Origin of the sequence: Acetilactobacillus jinshanensis (assembly GCF_004359375.1) — a bacterium.
GTDB classification, from domain to species: domain Bacteria; phylum Bacillota; class Bacilli; order Lactobacillales; family Lactobacillaceae; genus Acetilactobacillus; species Acetilactobacillus jinshanensis.
The window spans coordinates 344,174-369,552 of record NZ_CP034726.1; the positions used below are offsets into that span (position 1 = coordinate 344,174).

General features: G+C 37.6%; 26 protein-coding genes. 22 read left to right on the forward strand and 4 right to left on the reverse strand.

Annotated features, from left to right (window positions below; all coding sequences use genetic code 11):
* Positions 1 to 4: 4 nt before the first annotated feature.
* From ELX58_RS01775 to ELX58_RS01835, 13 genes are all read left to right on the forward strand, one after another.
* A complete protein-coding gene (locus tag ELX58_RS01775; protein WP_236747691.1) occupies positions 5 to 289 on the forward strand; it encodes a YggT family protein in 285 nt (94 codons plus the stop codon).
* On the forward strand, positions 286 to 1,068 hold the full coding sequence (locus tag ELX58_RS01780; RefSeq protein ID WP_133441447.1) for a YlmH family RNA-binding protein: 783 nt from the start codon (positions 286 to 288) through the stop codon (positions 1,066 to 1,068). Before ELX58_RS01775 ends, ELX58_RS01780 begins: the two co-directional genes overlap by 4 nt.
* A gap of 15 nt (positions 1,069 to 1,083) precedes the next feature.
* Positions 1,084 to 1,701: a DivIVA domain-containing protein gene (locus tag ELX58_RS01785; RefSeq protein WP_133441448.1), complete on the forward strand. Its 618-nt coding sequence runs from the start codon at positions 1,084 to 1,086 to the stop codon at positions 1,699 to 1,701.
* Between the two features lie 293 nt (positions 1,702 to 1,994).
* Positions 1,995 to 4,805, forward strand: coding sequence for an isoleucine--tRNA ligase (gene ileS, locus ELX58_RS01790; protein WP_133441449.1), 2,811 nt, complete (start codon positions 1,995 to 1,997; stop codon positions 4,803 to 4,805).
* A gap of 71 nt (positions 4,806 to 4,876) precedes the next feature.
* A complete protein-coding gene (locus ELX58_RS01795) occupies positions 4,877 to 5,092 on the forward strand; it encodes a cold-shock protein (protein WP_133441450.1) in 216 nt (71 codons plus the stop codon).
* A 348-nt stretch (positions 5,093 to 5,440) separates the two neighbouring features.
* Positions 5,441 to 6,109: a 5'-methylthioadenosine/adenosylhomocysteine nucleosidase gene (locus ELX58_RS01800; protein WP_236747710.1), complete on the forward strand. Its 669-nt coding sequence runs from the start codon at positions 5,441 to 5,443 to the stop codon at positions 6,107 to 6,109.
* A 17-nt stretch (positions 6,110 to 6,126) separates the two neighbouring features.
* Positions 6,127 to 7,299: a cysteine desulfurase family protein gene (locus ELX58_RS01805; protein WP_133441452.1), complete on the forward strand. Its 1,173-nt coding sequence runs from the start codon at positions 6,127 to 6,129 to the stop codon at positions 7,297 to 7,299.
* A complete protein-coding gene (locus ELX58_RS01810; RefSeq protein WP_133441453.1) occupies positions 7,296 to 7,619 on the forward strand; it encodes a cysteine desulfurase in 324 nt (107 codons plus the stop codon). Before ELX58_RS01805 ends, ELX58_RS01810 begins: the two co-directional genes overlap by 4 nt.
* A gap of 63 nt (positions 7,620 to 7,682) precedes the next feature.
* Positions 7,683 to 8,813 carry a tRNA 2-thiouridine(34) synthase MnmA gene (gene mnmA / locus ELX58_RS01815; protein WP_133441454.1) on the forward strand — a complete coding sequence of 377 codons (1,131 nt, stop codon included), beginning with the start codon at positions 7,683 to 7,685 and terminating at the stop codon, positions 8,811 to 8,813.
* A gap of 74 nt (positions 8,814 to 8,887) precedes the next feature.
* Positions 8,888 to 9,544, forward strand: a complete 657-nt coding sequence (locus ELX58_RS01820) for a histidine phosphatase family protein (protein WP_133441455.1) — start codon at positions 8,888 to 8,890, stop codon at positions 9,542 to 9,544.
* A gap of 17 nt (positions 9,545 to 9,561) precedes the next feature.
* Positions 9,562 to 10,320: a tetratricopeptide repeat protein gene (locus tag ELX58_RS01825; protein ID WP_133441456.1), complete on the forward strand. Its 759-nt coding sequence runs from the start codon at positions 9,562 to 9,564 to the stop codon at positions 10,318 to 10,320.
* A gap of 30 nt (positions 10,321 to 10,350) precedes the next feature.
* On the forward strand, positions 10,351 to 12,852 hold the full coding sequence (gene recD2 / locus ELX58_RS01830; protein WP_236747692.1) for an SF1B family DNA helicase RecD2: 2,502 nt from the start codon (positions 10,351 to 10,353) through the stop codon (positions 12,850 to 12,852).
* Between the two features lie 77 nt (positions 12,853 to 12,929).
* On the forward strand, positions 12,930 to 13,931 hold the full coding sequence (locus ELX58_RS01835; RefSeq protein WP_174919236.1) for an aldo/keto reductase: 1,002 nt from the start codon (positions 12,930 to 12,932) through the stop codon (positions 13,929 to 13,931).
* 71 nt (positions 13,932 to 14,002) lie between these two features.
* Here the strand turns inward: ELX58_RS01835 and ELX58_RS01840 are convergent, their stop codons facing one another.
* The 3 genes from ELX58_RS01840 to ELX58_RS01850 form a co-directional block, all read right to left on the reverse strand.
* Positions 14,003 to 14,896, reverse strand: a complete 894-nt coding sequence (locus ELX58_RS01840) for a diacylglycerol/lipid kinase family protein (RefSeq protein WP_162614591.1) — start codon at positions 14,894 to 14,896, stop codon at positions 14,003 to 14,005.
* Between the two features lie 80 nt (positions 14,897 to 14,976).
* Positions 14,977 to 16,662, reverse strand: coding sequence for a ribonuclease J1 (gene rnjA / locus ELX58_RS01845; RefSeq protein ID WP_133441459.1), 1,686 nt, complete (start codon positions 16,660 to 16,662; stop codon positions 14,977 to 14,979).
* A gap of 31 nt (positions 16,663 to 16,693) precedes the next feature.
* Positions 16,694 to 16,909: a DNA-directed RNA polymerase subunit epsilon gene (locus ELX58_RS01850; protein WP_133441460.1), complete on the reverse strand. Its 216-nt coding sequence runs from the start codon at positions 16,907 to 16,909 to the stop codon at positions 16,694 to 16,696.
* Between the two features lie 156 nt (positions 16,910 to 17,065).
* Between ELX58_RS01850 and ELX58_RS01855 the strand changes: the two genes are divergently transcribed.
* The gene (locus ELX58_RS01855) at positions 17,066 to 17,542 is read left to right on the forward strand and encodes a hypothetical protein (protein ID WP_133441461.1); all 477 of its coding nucleotides are present in this window, start codon (positions 17,066 to 17,068) and stop codon (positions 17,540 to 17,542) included.
* A gap of 64 nt (positions 17,543 to 17,606) precedes the next feature.
* Here the strand turns inward: ELX58_RS01855 and def are convergent, their stop codons facing one another.
* On the reverse strand, positions 17,607 to 18,170 hold the full coding sequence (def, locus tag ELX58_RS01860; protein WP_133441462.1) for a peptide deformylase: 564 nt from the start codon (positions 18,168 to 18,170) through the stop codon (positions 17,607 to 17,609).
* Positions 18,171 to 18,369: 199 nt separating this feature from the next.
* On the opposite strand from def, the gene typA reads away from it, so the two are divergent.
* The 8 genes from typA to ELX58_RS01900 all read left to right on the forward strand — a co-directional run bounded on the left by typA (position 18,370) and on the right by ELX58_RS01900 (position 25,230).
* Complete coding sequence (gene typA / locus ELX58_RS01865; RefSeq protein WP_133441463.1) at positions 18,370 to 20,217, forward strand: translational GTPase TypA; 1,848 nt, start codon at positions 18,370 to 18,372, stop codon at positions 20,215 to 20,217.
* A 120-nt stretch (positions 20,218 to 20,337) separates the two neighbouring features.
* A complete protein-coding gene (locus ELX58_RS01870) occupies positions 20,338 to 21,567 on the forward strand; it encodes an FtsW/RodA/SpoVE family cell cycle protein (RefSeq protein WP_133441464.1) in 1,230 nt (409 codons plus the stop codon).
* Positions 21,568 to 21,573: 6 nt separating this feature from the next.
* Complete coding sequence (locus tag ELX58_RS01875; RefSeq protein ID WP_162614592.1) at positions 21,574 to 21,846, forward strand: DUF2129 domain-containing protein; 273 nt, start codon at positions 21,574 to 21,576, stop codon at positions 21,844 to 21,846.
* Positions 21,847 to 21,848: 2 nt separating this feature from the next.
* The gene (gene rsmD, locus ELX58_RS01880) at positions 21,849 to 22,406 is read left to right on the forward strand and encodes a 16S rRNA (guanine(966)-N(2))-methyltransferase RsmD (RefSeq protein WP_133441466.1); all 558 of its coding nucleotides are present in this window, start codon (positions 21,849 to 21,851) and stop codon (positions 22,404 to 22,406) included.
* Between the two features lies 1 nt (position 22,407).
* On the forward strand, positions 22,408 to 22,896 hold the full coding sequence (gene coaD, locus ELX58_RS01885) for a pantetheine-phosphate adenylyltransferase (RefSeq protein ID WP_133441467.1): 489 nt from the start codon (positions 22,408 to 22,410) through the stop codon (positions 22,894 to 22,896).
* Positions 22,886 to 23,935 (forward strand): SepM family pheromone-processing serine protease, encoded by a 1,050-nt coding sequence (locus tag ELX58_RS01890; RefSeq protein WP_133441468.1) that lies wholly within the window; start codon positions 22,886 to 22,888, stop codon positions 23,933 to 23,935. Before coaD ends, ELX58_RS01890 begins: the two co-directional genes overlap by 11 nt.
* Before the next feature lie 93 nt (positions 23,936 to 24,028).
* Positions 24,029 to 24,700: a helix-hairpin-helix domain-containing protein gene (locus ELX58_RS01895; protein WP_133441469.1), complete on the forward strand. Its 672-nt coding sequence runs from the start codon at positions 24,029 to 24,031 to the stop codon at positions 24,698 to 24,700.
* A 44-nt stretch (positions 24,701 to 24,744) separates the two neighbouring features.
* Positions 24,745 to 25,230 (forward strand): ComE operon protein 2, encoded by a 486-nt coding sequence (locus ELX58_RS01900; RefSeq protein WP_133441470.1) that lies wholly within the window; start codon positions 24,745 to 24,747, stop codon positions 25,228 to 25,230.
* Positions 25,231 to 25,379 lie beyond the last annotated feature (149 nt).

Genomic DNA, 25,379 nt, shown 5'->3' on the forward strand with positions numbered 1-25,379 from the left:
ATTTATGTTGAATATTATTATTTCAATCCTTAATCTTCTGGCGGATGTCGTTAATATTTATATGATGATCATCGTTGTATTTGCGTTAATGAGCTGGCTACCAGGGGCATATGATTCAAAATTGGGACGTTTTCTTGGTAAGTTAGTAATTCCGTTTCAACGATGTTTTGATTTTGCGTCAATTGGAATGATAAGTTTTGCTCCCGTATTGGCTTTAGCAGTTTTATACATTCTGCAAAGGGCTTTAGTTAGTTGGATTCCAACCATTCTTGTAAGGATCTTATCATGAATCAAAATGTCTTACAGCATTTTAGAAAAGACGAAGCCCCTTACTTAGATTATTGTAGTGGGCTTTGTAATCAAGCTTTAAATCAATATCGGCCGATATTGACAAGTTTCTTAAATCCACGACAAGTATACTTATTGACGGTAATAACGAATAGTTATTCTGGAATTAACGTTAAATTTTTTGGTGGACATTTAAATGCTGAGATGAAACGGGGATTAATATATCCCGAGTATTTTCAGCCAACTAATCGTGATTTTAAAATTACGCTGTTTGGGATTAAATATCCAAGTAAATTTGTCCACTTAAAGCATAGCCAGATTTTAGGGACTTTAATGAGCAGTGGAATTAAGCGGAATGTGATTGGTGATATTGATACTGATGATCATCAGTGGCAATTCTTTACCGAAAGTTCTATGGCAACTTATTTAAAGTTTCAGATTACTAAAATTAATCGAAACCGCGTTATGTTACAGGCCTTGCCATTGTCTGATGCAATTGAGCCAACTAATGATTGGCAAGATAAATATTCAGTGGTTGTATCTTTACGACTTGATGCCATAATATCTGCAGGATTTAATGTTTCAAGGAATCAGTCTAAAGATTTGATTAAGCACAATCACGTCAGACTTAACTGGGAATTAGTAAATCAACCAAATTTGGATGTACAGATTAATGACATTTTGTCGGTAAGACAATACGGACGCCTTAAGCTTAAGACCGTAAAAGGCAGAAGCCGAAAGGGTAAATTAAGAATTGTGATTTCTGTTATTAAAAAGTAATTTGGAGGGATAGTCATGGCTTTAAGCCCACAAGATATCCATAATAAAGAATTTTCTGTTAAGATGCGTGGTTACAATATTGATCAAGTTAATGATTTCTTGGACCAGATTGTAAAGGATTATCAGCATACTTTAATCGAAAATAATGATTTAAAGAAATCTTTGAAGAGTGCCAACAGTAAGGTTAATTACTTCAATAATTTAAAGAATTCCTTGAATCAATCGATTTTAGTAGCTCAGGAAGCTGCTAATAAAGTTAGAGCTAAGTCAGATCGACAGGCTAAGGTTAGTAATCAAAAGGCCACTAAATTAGCTAATGAAGTGGTTGATCAAGCTAAGAAAAAGGCTGATCAGATTGTTCAAAATTCAATCCACCGAGCTGATCAGTTAATTGCCGAAACAACTGATTTACGAAAGAGTACGAATGACTTCAGACATAAAGTTCAGGTTATGTTAAAGAGCCAGTTAGCTTTATTAGACAGTAAACGTTGGTCAACTGTCCTTAACAGTGGCCATAAGGCAGGTTTCCAGAAATTATCTAAGGATATTAATCATTTAAATGATCAACGAACGGATAAAACTGCTCAAGGTGTGGTAGTATATTATCCGAACGGTAAATACCGCAACTTCTAATTTTGTTTCTATTTTAAGCTAATTTAAATATTAGCTGGTCGAGAATAGCGCGTAAATTATGATATCTACAGCGAGCTGATGTTGATGAAAGATCAGTGGTCACTCATGGTTTACAGATCGTCTTGAAAGGCTTAAATGCCCGGATAATTCCAGCAAACAACGAGGGGATTCTTAATGGATCCTAAAGTTGGGTGGTACCACGGAAAAGACTTCGTCCCAAAAGACGAAGCCTTTTTTGTTTGTCTACTTACTTAAATAATATTAAGGATTTTAAAAACAAGGAGATTGTTACTGTGCGTGTTAAAGATACGTTAAATTTAGGTAAAACTAAATTTAAGATGCGTGGTCATCTTCCAGTCAGTGAAGCTAAACGTGAAAAAGACTGGATGAACAATCACGTTTATGAACAGCGTCAAAAGTTGAATCAGGGTAAACCTACATTTGTTCTTCATGATGGACCGCCATATGCCAATGGTGACATTCATATGGGTCATGCCATGAACAAAGTCTCGAAAGATATGATTATCCGATACAAATCCATGAATGGTTATCGAGCACCATATGTACCTGGCTGGGATACTCATGGTTTACCGATTGAAGAAAAATTAACTAAAGCAGGTTATAACCGTAAGAAAATGTCAACTAACGCCTTCCGTAAGTTATGCCATGATTATGCACTTAAGGAAGTTAAACGTCAGAAGAAAGAATTCATGCGATTAGGCATTATGGGTGATTGGCGACATCCTTACTTAACCCTTCAGCCAAAGTTCGAAGCTGCTGAACTCAGGGTCTTCGGCAAGATGGCTCAAAGAGGTTTAATTTACCGTGGCCGTAAGCCAGTCGTTTGGTCATGGTCCTCCGAATCATCATTAGCTGAAGCTGAAGTTGAATATCATAAGGTAACTTCACCAACGGCTTTCTATGCTGAAAAGATGTTAAACAGTCATGGCCTTTTGGATGATAAGAATACTTATGCCGTAGTTTGGACTACTACCCCATGGACCATCCCTGCTTCTGAAGGAATTACCGTTAACCCAAAGTTTGACTATTCAGTAATTAAAGTTGATGGTGACAATCGTAAATTCATCGTCGGTACCGAACGGTTACCACGTGTTGCCGAATTAATCGGTTGGAAGGGCGTCAAGACCTTAAAGCATGTTTCTGGTGAACAGTTAGATAAGGCTGTTGCTCAACATCCATACATTAAAGACCGTAAGTTATTATTTATGAACGCCAACTTCGTTACTGCAGATTCTGGTACTGAACTAGTTCATACTGCTGGTGGCTTTGGTTTAGATGATTATAACGTCAGCCGTCGTTATGGATTACCAATTTACGTTAACGTCAATGACCAAGGTTACATGGATAAGTCTGCTGGTAAAGACTTTGCAGGTGTCTTCTATGATGATGCCAACAAGATTTCTTTAGACAAATTAAAGAAAGTTAACGCCTTACTAAAATTCATGCCTTATAAACATGATTATCCATTTGACTGGCGTACTAAGAAGCCGGTAATTTACCGTGCTACTCCACAATGGTTCGCTTCTGTGGATAAGATTAAGGATGATATTTTAAAGGCTGTTAAGAGCGTTAAATACTTCCCAAGTTGGGGTGAACGTCGTCTTTACAATATGATTAAAGCCCGACAAGATTGGGTAATTTCTCGTCAACGTGTCTGGGGTGTTCCGTTACCGATTTTCTACGCTGAAGATGGGACCCCAATCATGACTCAAGAAACCATTAACCACGTTGCTGACTTAGTTGGCAAATATGGTTCTGATATTTGGTTCGAAAAGCCTGCTAAAGACTTATTACCTAAGGGTTATACCAATAAGCATTCACCACATGGTAAGTTCCGTAAAGAAACCAACATTTTAGATGTTTGGTTTGATTCTGGTACTTCTCATCAGGGTGTCTGTGCTGAACGTCCAGAATTAACTTACCCAGCTGATATGTACTTAGAAGGTTCTGACCAGTACCGTGGTTGGTTCAACTCCAGTATCATCACTAGTGTTGCTTATGCTAACAAAGCTCCATACAAACAGTTAGTATCCCAAGGTTTTGTCTTGGATAAGCATGGCCATAAGATGAGTAAGTCAATTGGTAATACCATTGCACCAAACGATGTCATCAAGAAGTTAGGTGCTGAAATCGTTCGTCTATGGGTAGCATCTGTTGATACATCCGCTGATGTTCGTGCTTCAATGGGTGGCTTCACTAAGATTGCCGGCCGTTACAAGAAGATCAGAAATACCCTTCGTTACATGTTAGCCAACACTACTGACTTCGATCCAAAGAAGAACACCGTTCCGTTCGATAAGTTAAGTTCATTAGATAAGTACATGTTAATGGATTACAACAACTTGGTTCATGACGTTAAGGCTGATTATGATAAATATGACTCCATGGATGTTTACAAGCGCATGATCAACTTCATCAACAATGACTTATCCGCATTCTACATGAACGTTGCTAAGGATATTTTATACATTGATCCTAAAGACAGTACTTCTCGTCGTGGGATGCAAACGGTAATTTACACGGTATTAGTTGGTTTAACTAAGTTATTGACACCGATCTTACCGCACACCACTGAAGAAGTATGGGAATTCTTAAAGGAACCTGAACAGTACGTCGCATTATCTGAAATGCCAAAGGTTAAGGACTTCAGTCAGTACAAGCAGTTCTACGCTAACTGGAAGAAGTTTATGAGCGGCCTTCGTGAAGACGTTCTGAAGTCATTAGAAAAGGTTCGTGAAAACAGTAACTTAGGTAAACCATCCGAAGCTAAGTTAGATCTTTACTTAGATGATGACACCCAGAAGTTATTGGACTCCTTGAAGGTTAATGTTCGTCAGGTTCTGATGGTTTCTCAGTTAGAAGTTCATCCATTATCTGATGCACCTGCAGATGCTGATAAGTATGGTAAATCAATTGCCGTTAAGGTTTCTAAGGCCGAAGGTAAGACTTGTCAGCGTTGCCGAATGGTTAAGAAAGACGTCGGTACTGATAGTGCTTACCCAACATTCTGTGCACGTTGTGCTAAGATTGTTCGTAAGAACTTCCCAGAAACTGTTAAAACTGGTTTCAGTGACGTTAAATAATTAAGAAAAATCTAGTTTATAAAGCTGGGATTAATCCCAGCTTTTTTTATTCATTAGGAAAGGAATTTAAAATGATTGGAAAAGTAACTCGCTATAATAAATCACGTGGCTTTGGTTTTATTAAACCTAAATCATGTAAAGAAGTTTTTGTAAATTATAAAGCCATTGAAAATGAGACGAGCCGTTCATTAAAAGTCGGTGAAACGGTAAGATTTGCTGTAGCACCTGGATTACGGGGTCCGCAAGCTGTTAAAGTAAATCCTGTAAAGAATAATGAATTGCATTAATTTTTAATTATTATTAAAATAAGATCATGCTACTAATTTATACTAACTAAAGGTTAGAGGATAATTTCCGTGAAAAATGATCATTCGTTTATAACCCGACAACAATATCGACATATGAAGAATCAGCATGATTCGTTTTATAATCAACTTGGTGGATCACGTCCACATGTTAAACGAACGCGTAATTCGCCACTTAGAGAATATAAAATCAAGCGACTTTCAAAGCGATTAGATAAAATTATCGCAATCCTGATTTTATTAATTGTCATCGTATATTTAGTATTAATTTTTGTGAATTTTTAAAGATAGGTGAATAAAATTTTGAAAAGAATTGGCATAATTTGTGCAATGTCTGAAGAATTAAAGACTTTGCACGAAGCATTACAGGATGAACAGCAGGTTGATATTAAAGGGATTCATTTTTACGTTGGTAAAATTGCGTCCCAGCCCGTTGTTTTAGTCCAGTCCGGAATCGGTAAGGTTCAAGCCGGGATTACGGCAGCCATTATGATCGTCCATTTCGATTTGAAAGTCGTTATCAATTCTGGTTCAGCCGGTGGAATTGGTTCTGGCTTGTCAGTTGGTGATTTAGTGGTTTCAACCGGAACGGCTTATCACGACGTCGACGTTACCACGTCTGGTTATAAATATGGTCAATTACCTAACCAGCCTTTAATCTTTAAAGCTAGTCCAAAGTGGGCTAATTTAGTCGTTAATGCATCCCAGGCCGTCGGCTTAACTGCTAAAAAAGGCTTAATTGTGTCTGGTGATCAATTTGTTGCTAGTGACAAACGGATTAAAGAAATTCTGAATCATTTTCCAGATACCTTAGCCTGTGAAATGGAAGGTGCTGCCATTGGCCAAGTTGCTCATCAGTTTAAGACACCTTACGTCGTTATTAGAGCAATGTCCGATGTCGGTAACGGTGATGCTGAAATGAGTTTTGATAAATTTATTATTAAAGCTGGTAAACAATCCGCTCAGATGTTATTGAATTTATGTAAAGCATTAAATTAGTTAAGGGAGCTTATATCTTGAAGAAAAAAATTTATTTAGATAATGCTGCGACGACCCCGATTTCCAAGCCGGTTCTAGCAGATTTAATGGATAAATTTAAGAATGATTATGGTAACGCCTCAACGATGTATAGCTTAGGTCGAAAATCACACGCAATTTTAGATCATAGCCGTCATATTATTGCTAAAAGTATCAACGCTAAGGATCATGAAATTATCTTTACCAGTGGTGGTACCGAAAGTGATAATACCGCGATTATGCAAACTGCTGAAGCCCGCAAGAATTTAGGCAATCATATTATTACGACTTCAATTGAACATGAAGCGGTTCTACGTCCACTTCAATTTCTACAGAAAAAGGGCTTTCGGGTTACGTATCTCCCCGTTGATGAAAACGGTAATATTTCCTTAGATGATTTTAAGAACGCATTGGATGACCAGACCATTTTAGTTACCATTATGACTGGTAATAATGAAGTGGGCAGTCGGATGCCAATCCACCAAATTGGTGAAATCTTAAAGAACCATCAGGCCTGGTTCCATACCGATGCTGTTCAAGCATATGGCTTATTAAATATTGATGTAAAACGTGATCATATTGATATGCTTTCAACTTCGGCACATAAACTGAACGGCCCTAAAATGATTGGCTTCCTTTATAAGCGAGATGGAATCAACTTCCCAAGCTTTATTAAGGGTGGCGATCAGGAAGACAAACGTCGTGCTGGAACCGAAAACATCCCACAGATTTCAGGGTTTGCGACTGCCGTAAAGAATTTACCGCCGGCTACGAAAGATAAGCTGCAGAAGCGTTACTACGGTTTCAAAAAACAAATCATCGCTGGCCTAAAGAAAGAACACGTTGATTTTGAAATTAACGGTTCCTTATCCAAGGATAATTTACAACACGTCTTTAATTTATGGATCAAGGGCGTTTCAACTTACGTAATGCAAACCGATCTAGATCTGGCTGGAATTGAAATTTCGGGTGGATCGGCATGTACCGCGGGCAGTTTAAAGCCTTCTCATGTCCTAACTGCAATGTTTGGTAAGAACAGTCCGCGGTTACACGAATCGATTCGAGTTAGTTTCGGTCGTTTTACCACTAAATCGGATATTGACGCCTTGATTAAGAATATTGCTAAAGTAGTTCGCCACACCAAAAAGACAAAGCGAGATGAAATCAAATGATTTTTAAAACGGCTAACCAAATTAATGGTGACTCCACCGTGTATACATTGAGTCCAAGCATTAAGCTATTTACCTTGCGTGATGTCGGCTTTGGTAAGTCCAATGCAGGTGACTTTGTCATGAGACATCCGTTGGGACTTAATGGGCCCCGTTTAAAGATCGTGATTCGAACGGATCTCAAGACGTTTAAAATGGATATTACTGATCATGCCGGTTTACGCAAGGTTAATATTTTTGATGGTAAGCACGCATCGGCAGTTGAACAGTTTAAATATTTAATGAGTAATTTAATTCTCAGAAAAGTGTTAGTACGCAAGTAAGACTAGAGTGTCTCGACCTTCAATCGATGATTTTCTCTGGTAACAGATTGATGGTGATTAAAAGTGAAAGATAAAAGTAAAATTAGAGTTGTTGTTGGGATGAGCGGAGGCGTTGATTCGTCTGTTTCAGCTTATCTTTTAAAGAAAGCTGGATATAACGTTGTCGGTGTCTTCATGAAAAACTGGGATGACACTGATCAAAATGGTGTATGTACAGCGACAAGTGATTATCGAGATGTCGCTAAAGTTGCGGCTCAGATTGGCATCCCATACTATTCTGTTAATTTTGAAAAGCAATACTGGGACCGGGTCTTTAAGTATTTCTTAAAGGAATACAAGAAGGGTCGAACACCGGATCCCGATATTTTATGTAATACTGAAATTAAATTTAAAGCTTTCTTAAACTATGGTTTACAGTTAGGTGCTGATTACATTGCGACTGGTCATTATGCACAGTTAAAACGAGATGCTAATGGTCATAATCATTTGATGAGAGCTTTAGACTGGAATAAGGATCAATCCTATTTCTTAAGCCAGTTATCTTATAAACAATTAGATCGAATTAAGTTCCCGATTGGTGGGATGTTAAAGCCAAAAGTTCGTAAAATTGCCCGAAAAGCCGGCTTAGTGGTTGCTAATAAGAAGGATTCTGTTGGAATTTGCTTCATCGGTGAAGGAAATTTCAAGAAGTTCTTGAGTAACTACATTCCTGCTAAACCTGGTAAAATGATGACACTTGATGGCCAGGTAAAGGGTAAACATGATGGTTTAATGTATTACACGATTGGTCAACGTCGTGGCTTAGGTATCGGTGGCGGTGGTCCCCGAGGTAATATGCCATGGTTCGTCATTGGTAAGAACTTAAAGAAGAACGTCTTGTACGTTGGCCAGGGCTTTGATAATCCATACCTATACGCCAACAGCTTAGTTGCCGATGATATTCACTGGGTTAACGACATTAGCAGCCGTGGTAACAAATTCCGTTGCACCGCTAAATTCCGTTACCGTCAGAAAGATAGTGGAGTAACCGTTAAACTCGATCCTGATGGTAAACATTTAACAGTCGATTTTGATGATCCAGCTCGTGCTGTTACACCCGGACAGACCGTTGTCTTTTATGACGGTAAAGAATGCCTAGGTTGTGCTACGATTGACTCAGCCTATAAGAATGGTAAAGAATTACCGTATCTATAGATAGAAATTAAAGCACTAACCGTCAATAATAGGCGTTAGTGCTTTTCTTAATTAATTAAGAATCAGGTGATTTCGTGGATATTTATTTTGTTCGTCATGGAAAAACACAGTGGAATTTACAAAGTCGTTATCAGGGTGCCGGTGGTGATTCACCGCTCCTTCCTGAGAGTTATAAAGAAATGAAAGAATTAGCGAAGTATTATTATAACGTTAAGTTTGAACGAATTTACGCTAGTCCCATTAAGCGAGCTCGAGTTACGGCCATGAAGATTAGTGGGGGCTTAAAATGTCATCCGCCAGTTAGTTTATGGAGCCGATTAGAAGAGTTTCATTTAGGTAAAATGGAAGGTATGAAGTTTAAAGACGTTAAAGCCAAGTATCCAAAAGAATTTGATGCCTTTCGTAACCACCCCGATAAATATAATCCAACTAAAATCGGTGGTGAAAGCTTTATGCAGGTCATCAACCGAATGACACCCGCAATTAAATTGATGGCCCAATGCAATCCACTGCATTCTAATGTCATGGTCGTTAGTCATGGTGCTGCGTTAAACGCTGAAATTAACGCTTTGCTTGGGACATCGTTAGCTAATTTACGTCGTCGCGGTGGCTTAGCTAACACTAGTACCACGATTTTGAGAACGATGGATCAAGGTAAAACGTTCCATTTGATTAAATGGAATAATACCGCATATATTTCGCGGAAATTAGACCCAACTGACGTAATATAAATAAGGGACGTGATCGAATGGATAATAAGAAAATCCAAAGAAAACAAGCTTTAAATCAAATTCACGAAAAAAGGGTCGCTGAGAAACGTAAGCAGGCTCAGCATCGAGCCGCCGTTACTCTACATCGATTAATTAAGGACATCGATACCCATCCGCATAATTATCATACGTATTATGATTTGGGAACGTTTTTAGTTGAACTGCATAACTATGTCCAAGCTGAAGAATTATTTATGAAGGCTTTAGGTCTTTTTAAGAATCGTAGCCAAGAAGCCAAGGATACGTTGATTTATGGCTTAGCTAATGTATATTATGCGGCAGGTAGTTTTGATAAGGCCATCAAATACTTTAATCAGGTAAAAGAACCTAAATTAAAGTTAAATGCGTATATTATGCTGGCTCAAAGCTATATGTCTAAAAAGGATTATAAGCGTGCAGTCGTATTTGCTTTAACCGCCCAGGGATTCCGTAAACAGGATCCCGTAATTAATCGTTTATTAGGTGAAAACTTACAGGCGTTAGGTAATTTCCGTGACGCCGCACGTTTTTATAAGGTCGCTTTACAAGCAGATCCAACCAACGGTCCCGTTTATTTTAATCAGGGTATTTGTCACATGGTTTTAGGGATCCCGTTTAGTAAGGACTTTGAGTTGGCTGAAAAGTATAATCCTAAATACGTAAAGAAGGGTCAAAAACGGTTAGCTGATATTGAACGCTTTATTCAAGTTAACGATGGTAAAGGTAAAAAGAGATCCACAAAGAAAGATAAAAAATAAAAATGGAGGTGAATTAAAATGGTCCATTCAATGAATTTATTAGATCAACAGCCAAAGGGTAATAATCCCAAAAAATCAAAAACGCCTTTTGTTGAAGGCCAAGTTATTGCAGTCTTTTTCAAGAGTCCTGATAGCTTCTATAAAGTTTTGTTAGTAAAGATTGCCAAAACCAATTTAGATTGGGACCAAGAAAAGATTGTAATCACTGGTAACTTTGGTGATATTGACGAAGATAAAAAATATATTTTTAAGGGTCATTTGGTTCACCATCCCAAATACGGGACTCAATTTAAGGCATCTAGTTACAAGAACGACACGCCTGATTCGCGAAAGGGATTAATTGCTTACCTTTCTGGCAGCGATTTTCCTGGAATTGGCCAGCAAACTGCCAAACGAATCGTTGACGCTTTAGGCTTAAATTTAATTGAAGAAGTTCTTTCCGACCCTAAAATCTTAAAGCCGTTAAATTTAAGGAAAAATCAATACCAATCCGTTGTTGACGGAATCAACGCTAATAACGGAATTGAGCAAATCATTATTGAATTAAATAGTTATGGCTTTGGAAGTCATTTAGCTTCTGAAATTTTTAATAAGTATCACGAAAATACGCTCGACGTAATTCATAATAATCCATACCGTTTGGTTGAAGATATTAACGGAGTTAGCTTTAAAAAAGCGGATCGAATTGCAAAAAAGAGTGGGATTTCGGATAATTCTAAAGGCCGTTTAAAAGCTGGTTTGATGACGGCTTTACGTCAACTATCGTCTCAAGATGGTGGTACATATACCACCACGGGTCCGTTGCTTGAACAGTCAATGAAGCTTTTAAACACCAGTCGGGATGATCAAATCAATGGTGATATGCTTGCTACTGCAATGGTTCAGTTGGCTCATGATCATAAAATCGTGGGTGATGGCAAACGAATTTATTTAGCTTCGTTATATAATGCTGAATGGGAAATCGCTGATAATTTAAACCGAATTCAGAGTGATGAAGCTAACCAGCAAGCATGCCAGACTTTCTCAATGCATAATATTATGGGAAGCATCCGTAAAATTGAGCAAAAACTCAATATTGACTATGATGATTCCCAAGTCAGTGCGTTGGTTCAATCCATGAAGAACCCGGTCTTTCTGTTAACGGGTGGCCCAGGTACCGGTAAAACGACCATTATTGAAGGTATTGTGTCGTTATTTGCTGACTTAAATCATTTATCATTAGATTTAACTAAGTATAAGGATAAACCGTATCCTGTTTTATTGGCCGCACCAACGGGTCGTGCCGCTAAAAGAATGAACGAGACGACTCACATTCCAGCCAGCACTATTCATCGTTTATTGGGCTTAAATTCATATGACGATAATGGCACTGGAAATACTGTGACTAAAGAATTAAAGGGTGGCATTTTGATCATTGATGAAATGTCGATGGTTGATACCTACCTATTTCGGATTTTGGTCAAATCAATTCCTAGTGATATGAAAGTTATTCTGGTTGGTGATAAAGATCAGTTGCCATCCGTAGGACCTGGTCAGGTCTTTAGCGATTTATTGAGTTCAAACGAAATCCCAAAATTAGAATTAAACACAATTCATCGCCAGGACTCTAATTCGACCATTATTCCGTTAGCCCACAGCATTAAAGACGGCTATTTACCCAAGAATTTCACGTCTCACATGCCGGATCGAAGTTTTATTGCTTGTAATTCAGCTCAAATTGGTTCCGTTATTCGACAGATCGTTGAATTAGCAAAGCAGAAGGGCTTTACATCAACAGACATGCAAGTATTGGCACCAATGTACCGTGGTGAAGCTGGAATTAATCACTTAAACGAGATTATTCAAGAAATCATGAACCCGAGAACGTCAAGTGATCAAGTTCAGGTTGAGTATAACGGGATGAAATACCGGATTGGGGATAAGGTCCTTCAATTAGTCAATAGTCCTGAAAATGATATCTTTAACGGTGATATTGGTGAAATCGTTGGGATTGATAAAGATTCTAAAGGTCGGCAGTCTAGAGATAAAATTACGATTGATTTTGATCAGGCCGAGGTTACCTATTCTCGTAACCGTTGGAACCAAATTTCATTGGCATACTGTACCTCGATTCATAAGGCCCAGGGTAGTGAATTTAAGATGGTTATTCTGCCGATGGTTCCGCAATATTACGTCATGCTTAAGCGTAACCTTTTGTATACTGCGGTCAGCCGGGCATCTAAAATGCTGGTCTTGATTGGTGATTATAATTCTTTCCTGAAGTGTGTTGATACCGCGTCGGTTAACCGTAATACGACTTTAGCTGTTCGTCTCCAGCAAGTCATTGGTCATAAGAAACCGGAAGATATTTCTACACAGTCTTCTACTGAACTTGCATTAAAAACTAAGCCTAAGAAGTTTAAAGTTATTCATAAGCCTCAAAAGCCGAAGTCACACGTTTTGACACCCGAATTAATTCAGTCCCGAGCCATTGACCCGATGATTGGTATGAAGGGCATTTCGCCAATGACGTTTATGAAGTCAAATCACTAGGCCATTTAATTGACTTAAAATCTAAGCCCATTCTACAATTTAACTGTTAAGAGAGTTATTTCTATGAGGTGATTTAGATGTATAAAGGTGTGTATAGAGCTGCTGATGATCGCTATGATCATATGAAAGTTCGTCGTGCCGGTAATTCTGGTTTACAGTTACCAGCAATTTCCTTCGGGATGTGGCATAGCTTTGGTGATGACGCTAACTTTGAAGATAGCGAAAAAGTTATGCTTAAAGCCTTTGATAAAGGTATTTTTAGTTTTGACTGTGCTAATAATTATGGGCCAGGCGCAGGTGCTGCTGAACGGATGTTCGGCCAAGTTTACCGCAGAGACTTAAAGCCTTACCGTGATGAATTGATCATTACCACTAAAGCTGGATATAACATGTGGCCTGGGCCTTATGGTCAGTTCTCATCCAAGAAGACTTTAGTGGCTGCATTAGACCGTAGCCTTGAACGCATGGGCCTAAATTACGTTGATATCTACTACAGTCATCGTTTTGACCCTAACACCAGTTTAGAAGAAACCGCTGAAGCTTTAGATGAAATCGTTCGATCTGGTAAGGCATTATACATTGGAATTTCTAATTATAATGGTAAGCAGACTGCCCAGATCATTAAGTATTTTAAGGAATTCCATACGCCATTCGTTGTAAATCAAGCATCATACAACATGCTTAATCGTGCTCCAGAAGAAGATGGCACGTTAAAGACTTTAGCTAAGAACAAGGATGGCTTAGTTGCTTACGGTCCTTTAGCTGAAGGTTTATTAACTGGCAAGTACTTACATGGTATGCCTGATGACGTTCATGTTCATTGGAGTAATAACTTTGTCTTTAAGAACGGTAAAGATAAGGTCGTTAAGAAGCTTAATCAGTTAAATGACATGGCTAAGCACCGTGGTCAGACCTTAGCTCAGATGGGCTTAGCATGGTTACTGCATAATCCAACTGTAACTAGTGTTGTTACTGGTGCTTCTAAAGTAAAGCACTTAGAAGACAATTTAGGCGCCTTAAATAACTTGAAATTTACCCAAGATGAATTAGATGAAATCGATAAGATCGTTAAGGGCTAATTAATAATTCTAAACATTAAAAAAGAGCTGATGATAAATTAATATCATCAGCTCTTTTTGTATTAGTTGATTTAGTAAATGAACGGGTATTTGGTCGTATGATAATACGAATCGTAAAAACGATCACCAAGTTCTTCACCATCGGCATGCCCATATTCTAAAGTTGGAATGCCAATGTGTAGATCATTAACTTTGACGTAATGAACACTCTTCAATTTAATTTTATGTTTAAAGAGAACCCTGAAGAAGATGTAAAACATAATCAACAAATTATGTCTTTCAATGATGGTTAAGTTAAAATGATGATCCTTTGGATTATTACTTAAGGAAATATCCGCTAAAAAGACATTTGGATAAATGGTGGTCTTATGGGGATGATAAATTTCCATTGTAAAAGACTGTAAATTGTAAAGTAAACTAAAGAACGCCATGAAATAGCGCAGTGCTTTCCAACCAATCTTAGAATGATGGAGTGTGTTTATTAGATCTGCATTTAAACCTAAGCCAACGTTATTTAGGAAATAAACCCGTTGATTCTTTATGATTTCATCAAAGTATCCGATCATGACTTGATGCACATGATGACCTTGGCCCAATACGTTATCCAAAGCCTTTTGCCAGTCCAGTGAAATGTGATGACGAAGGGCAAAATCATGTCGATGTCCGGTTGGAATATAAGCAATCGGCAACTTAGATAAGTCAGGGTGAATTCTAATCATTTTTTCAGAAGCGTTAACGACTTCGTTTAAAGTGCCGTCGCCACCGACCACCAATAGGACATCATCGGAATTAGCTAATTTAACGTATTCTTCAATTATTAGGATTGCATTACGGTGATATTTACTAATGGTTGCCGTGTAATTGACGTGACGATGGTCTAGCGTTGCTTGAATTTTAGGCCAAATCTTCTTGGTCGCACCACCATTGGCAAAGTTATTTACAATAATTAAATATTTGCTTTTCAACTTATGATTCTCCCTCGAACAAAAAAGTGGATCCATTCATAATCTACTTAATGAATCCACTAATGAATAGGAAAATATAATTAATGATTATCCATAACTAAAATCGGGATGATTAACGGGTGTCGTCTCGTCTTTTGATATAGGAATCGCTGTAAGTTATTAATAATGACCTTTTTAATGTGGACTTGATTAGTGTCACCATTGTTAGTTAATGATGCAATGGCACCGTAACAAATCTGACGGCCTTTACTCAATAATTTACCGGACTGACGCATATAGACGAAACCTCTTGACAGTAAATCAGGACCGGCTTCCACTTTACCAGATTTACTATTAATGGTTGCGACGACTAGTACTAATCCTTCTTCGGATAATAACTGACGATCATGTAAAACGACGTGGCCGACATTGCCAATTCCGTTGCCATCAATATAGACATCTCCGGCGGCGAAATGGCCGGCAATTCTAGCTGAATCCTTCGTTAATGCTAAAACGTCTCCGTTTTGCATAATGAAGCAGTTTTGCTTAGGAACGCCACATTCTTGTGCCATGTGAACGTGAATCTTAAGCATTCTGTATTCACCATGGATTGGCATGAAGAATTTAGGCTTCATTAAACGAAGCATTAACTTCTGTTCTTCTTGGCGACCATGTCCCGAGGTATGAATTCGGTTAATTTTACCGTGAATAACGTTGGCTCCGTCTTCTTCCAGTTCATTAATAACCTTATTGACGCTAATGGTATTTCCAGGAATTGGATTACTTGAAAATACAACGGTGTCATGAGGCTGAATTGAAATTTGACGATGCGTTCCATTGGCAATTCGCGATAGGGCGGCTAATGGTTCTCCTTGGGATCCGGTGCAAATAATTAAGGTCTTATTTGCAGGGATGGTATGCAACTGTTCTGCTGTAACCAATGATCCATCTGGAATCTTAAGGTAGCCTAATTTTTGGCCGTTGATTAAAGACGTTTCCATACTTCGGCCGAAGATGGCGATTTTACGGCCATGACTAACGGCAGCATCACATGCCGATTGAATTCTGGAAATGTTGGATGCAAAGGTCGCGAAAATAATCCGACCATGAGTAGCTTTATCGAAAATTCGGCGAATTGAATACCGAACCCATTTTTCCGATCTAGTCCAACCGGGCTTTTCAGCATTGGTACTATCAGATAAGAGGCATAAGACACCATCTCTACCTAATTTAGCCATTTCTTGAAGGTCCGGTGGCTCGTGAGTAACGGGTGTTAAATCAAATTTATAATCACCGGTTTCAACGACAGCGCCGCATGGTGTATGAACTGCTACACCAACGGTATCTGGAATTGAATGGGTGGTTCTGAAGAAAGTAACACTCATCTTGTCAAACTTTAAAACGGAATCAGGTTCGATAACATGCAGATGAGCTTGTCTTAATAAACCGTGCTCTTGTAATTTATCTTTAATTAAAGACATTGCTAGTGGGCCAGCATAAACTGGTACGTTGATGTATTTTAATAAGTAGGGTACTCCCCCGATATGATCTTCATGACCATGGGTAATTACTAGAGCTTTAATTTTATCTTTATTTTTTATTAAGTATTGGTAATCTGGAATTACATAATCGACACCTAATAGGTTTTGTTCAGGGAATTTAATTCCGGCATCAATTAAAATGATTTCGTCCTGGAATTGAACTCCGTAGGTGTTTTTACCAATTTCACCAAGTCCACCAACGCCGTAAATAGCTACTTCGTTATTTTTGACGTTAAGTTTATTCATTTTGTATTAAACTCCTAGTTAAACTTAGTGATTAATTAAACTTAGTAATTTTAAAATCAGGTTCGTTTTCTTCGTACTTTAAGTGCTTGCCCGCGAGCGGTTCAACGTATTCAATATTGTAGTTGGTATACTTTTCTAATTGAATTCGAGCTTGCATTTCAGTATCACACTTTAGGTATAATGTCTGAGTGGTCTCTCTTCTAGGGATTCGAGTTTTATCAGCTTGGTACAAAACTTTAAAAATCATTACAGTAATCTCCTTTAATTTATTCTTAATTTTGCTTTAAATTTCTTATTCTAATTATTTCGATAATACACGTAACTTAATATAATTTTATCATACATGGCTAAATAAGTATAGAATGAATAATGTTAAGACAATTCTGGAGGATCTTATAGGTAAATGTGGATTTTAGAAATATTACTGGGCCTGATTGTCGCAATTGCGTTTTACAATTTGATTCATCATTTCTTGGTTAAATTGCCCAATCACAAGCGACAGTTAACCGTCAAACATAAAATTGATCGAATCGTTCCCATGATTATGGATTCATTAAAAGGCGATCATTTAATTCCTAAAAAGAAGAAATACTTGATTACGTCAAAGCTCCTGTCGAAGATTTGGGGCCGTGATATCTTTGCTTACGAATTTGTATTGAATTTACACTTTAAAGATGATTCAAAATTAATCCGTTTTAAGCATTATTTTAATGATACGTTGCTATCATATTGCCGTCAGCATAAGATAACTACGAAATCGGGAATGAGCTTATATATTGTGGCAGATATCTGGGAATATCGTCGAATGACTCATCTGGATATTGCATGCATATATAATTCCGCGACCATCGATTATTTAAAGGATATTCATCGTCTTTAGAAAATTAAAAGCAGACCTTATATTCAATAAGATCTGCTTTTTTCATATGTAGTCTATATTCAGCTTAACTAAATAGAACTTCGTCACCTTGTTTAGCAAAACGATCCTTCATATTAATGTGATCATAAAATAGGGTACCATGAAGATGATCAATTTCATGTTGACAAACGATTGCTGGATAGTTCTTTAATCTAACAATGTGCTTTTTACCAGTCATGTCTTGGTACTGTAAAGTGATTCGGTCGGCTCGGTGGACAAGTCCAGGAATATCCTTATCAACGGATAAGCAACCTTCACCTTCCGTCATGGCACCACGCTGAACGGAATTAGCGATGATTAAGGGATTAATGATGACGGCCTTGAACTGGGGATGATGTGGATCATCATTATCATCAGGAACTAAAACGGCAGCCATTAATTCACTAACGTTGACCTGAGGTGCAGCCAAACCAACACCGGCTCGCAAGCCATATCGCTTACATAATTTTGGATCCTGGCTGACTTCTAAGTACTGCATCATATCTTTAGCTAATTTTTGGTCTTTTTTACTTAATGGAAATTGAACCCGCTTGGATTGTTTTCTTAAAACCGGGTTCGGATCTCTAACAATGTCCTTCATTAAGATCAAGACAATTCCTCCTCGAAAATTGGTACTAAGCATAGTTTACCATATATTATTACTTGAATAATGATGATATAGCTTATAGCTATTGATGATATTTACATTATGTGATACGATTTTTAAATGTACATTACGCGAATAATTTACTTTAGATCGTAGATAAATATGATCTTAGTAATTCATTTAATTAATCTGACTGAAGGGAATGAAGATATTGTTGAAGACAAGACAAGATATTAGAAATATTGCGATTGTTGCCCATGTCGATCATGGTAAGACTACTTTAGTTAACCAGATGTTGGCACAATCGGATACCATATCTTCGCATACTCATCTACAAGACCGTGCAATGGATGATAATCCAATTGAACGTGAACGTGGAATCACTATTTTATCTAAGAATACGGCTGTTAAATATAAAGGTAAGCAAATCAACATTTTAGATACGCCAGGACATGCTGACTTCGGTGGTGAAGTTGAACGTGTTATGCGAATGGTTGATGGTGTTCTTTTAGTTGTTGATGCTTATGAAGGTCCAATGCCACAAACCCGTTTCGTATTAAAGAAAGCATTAGACCAACACTTAACACCAATCGTTGTTATCAACAAAGTTGATCGTAAGGGTGCTAACCCTAAGAAGTGTGTCGATGATGTTTTGAGCTTATTCATTGACTTAGGTGCCGATGAAGAACAAATCGACTTCCCAGTTATTTATACTTCAGCAATGAATGGTACTTCTAGTTACAGTCCTGATGTTTCTACTCAGAAGCACACGATGAAACCATTATTCGATACCATTTTGAAGTACATTCCAACTCCAATCGATAACTCTGATTTACCGTTACAGTTCCAAGTTGCTATTTTAGATTATAACGATTTCTTAGGTCGTATTGGTATCGGTCGTGTATTCCGTGGTCATATCAAAGTCGGTGACAAGGTTACCGTTATGAAATTAAATGGTAAGACTCAAAACTTTACCGTCACTAAGTTAATGGGCTTCGTTGGTTTAAAGAAAGTTAACATTAAAGAAGCCAAAGCTGGTGACTTGATTGCTATTTCCGGTATGGAAGATATCAACGTTGGTGAAACGATCGTTGATCCAAGTTGTCAAGAACCATTACCGAAGTTACGTATTGATCCACCGACCTTACAGATGACGTTTGGTGCCAATACTTCTCCATTTGTTGGCCAGGATGGTAAATTAGTTACTGCTCGTCAGATCCATGATCGTTTAATGAGCGAACTTCATACTGATGTATCTTTAAAGGTTGAAGATACTGATAACCCTGGTGCATGGTTAGTATCTGGCCGTGGTGAATTACACTTATCCATCTTAGCTGAAACCATGCGTCGTCAAGGTTACGAACTACAAGTATCCCGTCCAAAGGTTATTCTTCGTAACATTCATGGTAAGTTATGTGAACCATTCGAAGATGTTGAAATTTCAACACCGCCAGAATATGCTGGTACCATCATTAGTACTTTATCTCAGCGCAAAGGTAAGATGAAGAAGATGGGTAACACCAGTACTGGAATGAACCAGTTACAGTTCTTAGTTCCATCACGTGGCTTAATTGGTTACACGACTGACTTTATGACCATGACCCGTGGCTATGGTATTATGAGTCATTCATTCTCCAAGTACTTACCAGTTATCAAAGGTTGGCACCCAGGTCGTCGTAACGGTGCATTAGTATCCATTAATCAGGGTAAGGCTACTACTTATGCTATCATGGGTATTGAACATCGTGGTACGATCTTTACTGACCCTGGTACCGATGTTTATGAAGGTATGATCGTTGGTGAAAGTAGCCGTGAAAATGATATTTCAGTTAATATCACTCGTGGTAAAGAAATGACCAATGTTCGTGCTGCTGCCAAGGATGAAACTGCTAAGATCAGAACTCCTAAGCACTTATCCTTAGAAGAATCATTAGAATTCTTAAACGAAGATGAATTATGTGAAATTACTCCACACCACATTCGTTTACGTAAGCGAATTCTAAACACTAACGCCCGTATGAAGGCTGCTAAGCATCATAAACATAATTAAAATTTAAAATTAAAATATTAAAAGGCGAAGGAATTATTCCTTCGTCTTTTTTGTACCATATCAATTGAAATTTCTGGATATGCTATAATATTTATATCTAACAATTAAGGAATCGATTAGATGAAAAAGATAATCAACAATCTTTATAACTTGGATTTATGGATCGTCATGCCATATTTAATCCTGTGTACAACGGGGATTATTATGGTCTATTCCGCGAGTTCTAATCTTGGTAGCAGTCCCTTGAAGTTTATGCTTAAACAGTTGATATACGTCATTATCGGGATCATTTTATTGGTTGGGTGCAGTCACATCCGAATTCATAAATTGATGAATAGAACAGTGATTGGCTGCTTTTCGGCATTGTTCCTAATTGCTTTTTTTGCCTTAAAATTTTTTGGCCAATCAATTAATGGAGCCGCTGGATGGTTTACTATTGCTGGTTTTAGTTTGCAACCGTCTGAATTTTCTAAGTTATTTCTAATTATTTATATTTCAAACGAATTGAGTAAGAATTATAAGTATCTGATAGATGATAATGGTGGGTTGCATCGCTTTCACTGGCTAACGTTTTGGCGACATCGATCAACAAAAGAATGGGCTAAATCCATGTTGCCACCGATCGTATATTCGATTGTGATCGTCGGCTTTATTTATGTTCAGCCTGATTTAGGTGGATCAATTATTAACGCTGCAATTGTAATCGTCTTGATTATGGCTAGTGGGGCATTTAATTGGAAACAAGCCGTTGGAACATCCTGTGTCTGTATTGTTGGATTACTTAGCTTCGTATCATTTTATTATATTCCGAAAGCATTATCTCCAGCTGGTCAAAATAATTATCAGTATCAAAGAATTGTCGCTTGGTTACAGCCGTTTCAACATGCTCAGGACGTTGGTAAACAATTAGTGAATTCCTTTTATGCCCAAAGTAATGGTGGTGTCTTTGGTGTTGGCCTGGGTAACAGTGTCGAAAAGACCGGTTATTTACCTGAACCCAATACCGACTTTATTATGGCCGTAATTGCCGAAGAATTGGGTTTAATTGCAATTATTATCATTATGGTTCTGTTAGGGATCATCGTTGCCAGAACGGTTTTAATTGGAATTCGTGATCATGATGCTTATTATTCATTGATCTGTTATGGAGTAGCTACCTATATGACGGTCGAAATGCTGTTTAATATGGGTGGTGTCGTCGGCTTATTGCCCATTACGGGAGTTACATTCCCGTTTATAAGTTATGGGGGATCCAGTATGATAACTTTGTCGGCGGCGTTAGGACTGGTTCTTAATATTGATCGAACTCAGCGTCGACGTCAATTTGCCGTTCAAGTAAAGGAGTCGTGAATTAAGTTGAAGTTAAAAATTAAAGATCGCGTTAGTTTAATCGTATACGTATATTCATTGAGACAGGCTTCTAATTTAAAGAAGTATGGTGATTTGAAGTATGTGTCAAAACGAATGCACTACGTTATTCTGTATGTAGATAAATCACAATTATCACCAATTAAGAAACGAATTAGTCACCTAAATTTTGTTAAAAAGATATATGATTCATCATTATCGGCTTTATCAAAAGAACTTGCAGATCGGACGATTAAAGAATCCGTTAAGGAAGGCGACTAATCATGCGAGTAATATCTGGTAAATTTGGTGGACGAACGCTTAAGGGTGTCCCTAGTCACTTAACTCGACCTACAACGGATAAGGTTAAGGAATCATTATTTAATATGATTGGACCTTATTTCCATCAGCAAAAATTCCTCGATCTTTTTGCTGGATCAGGTAATGTTGGCATTGAAGCCGTTTCAAGGGGTTGTTCACATGCAACCTTGATTGATCGTCAGTATCGAGCATACAAAACGATTTTAGCTAACGTAAAACTGACGCGTGACCCGAAAGCCTTTACGGTATATAAAATGAGTGCTAGTGCGGCATTACACAAGTTATCGCAGCAGGATCAAAAATTTGACTTGGTGTATTTAGATCCACCTTATCGTTTACAGAAAATGGTAAAGGATTTGGGGACATTGTCGAAATTAAATCTTCTTAATCATCATGCCTTAGTGATTTGTGAAACTGATACAAACGTGAAATTATCTGATAACGTTGAAAATTATCGATTACTAAAGCAACGAAAGTATGGAATCACGTTAATTACGATTTATCAATACGTAGGGGATTAGAATGAAAATTGCCGTATATCCAGGAAGTTTTGACCCGGTTACACTGGGCCACATTGATCTGATTAAGCGTTCTCATCGGCTTTTTGACAAATTAATCGTTGCCGTAGGCAATAACATGAGCAAGAAATACATGTTTACTCAAGAACAGCGAATTAATTTGATTAAAGCTAACGTCCAGTCGATGAAAAATGTTCAGGTGGTTCCTGATAAGGGACTAACCATTAAACTAACTCAACATTTTGACTCACACATCATAATTCGTGGTCTACGTAATTCACGTGACTTAGACTATGAGCAGTCGATCGCAAATATCAATCACCATCTTGATCCCGACGTTGAAACGATTTTCTTATTGGCTAGACCTAAATATCAGGCAATTTCATCGAGTATCTTAAAAGAAACGTTTCACTATGGCGGTAATATCTCAGCTTGGGTCCCTAAAAATGTATTAAAAGCAATGAATCGAGTCCAAAAGAATCATGAAGAATAAGAAACTATCTAAACTTTCGAAATGGTTACTAGCAATCATTGGTGTTCTTATCTTTTTATGGCTGTTATTTTGGCCAATGCCAGACTATATTGAGGGTCCAGGTGAAGCCAATAATCTTAATCATATGGTTAAAGTTAATCATCACTTTGGTCGATACCCTGGTAAATTAATGTTGACTTCAGTTGAAATTGCTCCGGTTCATCCAATCACTTATGTTTGGGCAAAATTAAACCCTAAATACTCAATTGAGAGTGAGCAAAACGTTACCGGTGGTCAAAATGACGCTACTTATAATAAGATCCAAAAATTTTATATGACTAGTGCGATTAATGACGCTAAATACGTTGCGTATCGAAATGCGCATCGGTTTGTAAAGCCAAATTATCACGGGATTTATGTCTTGGGTGTGATGCCAACGTCACATTTCCATTCCATAATTCACGTGGGTGACGTAATTACTAAAATCAATGGTCGTCATTTTAATAATGCTTATGGCTATCAAGAATATCTGGCTCATCTCAACCATCATTCTAAAGTTACGGTTCAATATCTTCATAATAATGTGGAACATCGGGCCATTTCCCACTTAACACATTTACCTGGTAGTAATCGGTGGGGGATTGGTGTTATCTTAACCGATGATGATTCCATTAAGACCAAGATTCCAGTTCACGTTAATTCGGAACAAATTGGCGGTCCTTCGGGAGGTTTAATGTTGACGCTTCAAATGTATAGTCAGATTAAGCCCGTTAATATAACTAAGGGTCGTAAGATTGCGGGTACCGGAACGATTGATCCAAAAGGTGACGTTGGTGAAATCGGTGGCATTGATAAAAAGATTATTGCAGCTAAACGTCAGGGTGCCACGATCTTCTTTGCTCCGTATATCAAGCCAACTAAAAAAGTATTGAAGTATGAGCCAGGTCACTTAACTAATTATGAATTGGCTAAACGGACTGCGCATAAGTATGCACCAAACATGAAAATTGTCCCAGTTAGTAATTTTCATCAGGCATTGAAGTACTTAATTCGAACTTAAAAATATAAAAATCAATTAATTTGAAATTCGGTTAATTTGTTCAAAATTAACCGAATTTTTTTCGTATGTTATATATAGAAACGGGGTGAATGGATGGATAGGATTAAGGAAATTATTGATGAGTATAAGCTAAAAATTATTATTACGTTATTTGTGATCATTGGAATTTTGTTGATTGCCTTATTTATCATGATGACAGGTCAACATAGTGATCAAAGTGATTCGGTTCAAAATAGCCAGATGTCATCAACTAATAACATGCAACATGCCAATCAAACGTCTGAAGGGATGCACAGACATTATCAATCTGAATTTATTGATATCGAAGGTGCTGTTAAACGGCCGGGCGTTTATCAATTTACTAATAATATGCGGATTGACGATGCCGTTAATTTAGCGGGTGGCTTGAATTCATCAGCAGATCGAAAGCACATTAATTTAGCTAAAAAATTAATCGATCAACAGACTGTGTATATTCCTGTCAAAGGTGAAATTAAGGGGATCCCTCAGTCCGTTAATGATAATGGTGATTCCGGGAGTGGATCAAATTCTACCGATTCTAGTAATGGTTCTGGTAAAATTAATTTGAACACTGCTGACGTTAAGCAGCTCCAGACAATTGACGGAATTGGTGAAAAACGAGCCGAAAAGATTATTGATTATCGAAAGAGTCATGGTAACTTTAGTAAGATTGACGATGTCAAAAACATTTCAGGCATCGGAGATAAATTCTTAGCTAATATAAAGGCTCACGTCACACTTTGATATAATAAACAACAGAAATACTTAATAAATTAGGGGTAATTAATATGGTAAAGAAAGATCATCGCATCCCGTGGGATCAATTTTTTATGCTTCAAGCCGTTTTATTATCGACCCGAAGTACATGTAATCGACTTTCGGTCGGTGCGGTCTTAGTCAAAGATCGTCGGATCATTGCTGAAGGTTATAACGGTTCTGTATCTGGTGACTATCATTGTACGGATAAAGGTTGCTACATGGTCGGTGGCCACTGTCTTCGAACAATTCATGCTGAACAAAATGCCATTGTTCAATGTGCTAAATTTGGTGAATCTATGGATGGCGCTCAGTTATACGTAACTGACTTTCCATGTTTACAGTGTACGAAGATGTTACTTCAAGGCGGCATCACAGAGATTAACTACTTAAGAAATTATCATGATAGTCCGTATGCTAAGCATTTAATCAAATTGAAGCATATTAACCTGAAGCAGATTCCATTGACGATGAAAACAATCAAACAAATCCCATTCAAATCCTATCTATCTAAATAGTAATTAAAAAGGACTTATTATTTTTTCCAGCGTTATTGTGGGTGCTAATCACAGCCACTTTTTTTATTAGTCATTGGTTAGGATTTCTTTTAACGATGATTTGGGTATTTCGGATTTATTCCTTAAAAATACCCAATTTTTTGATTAAG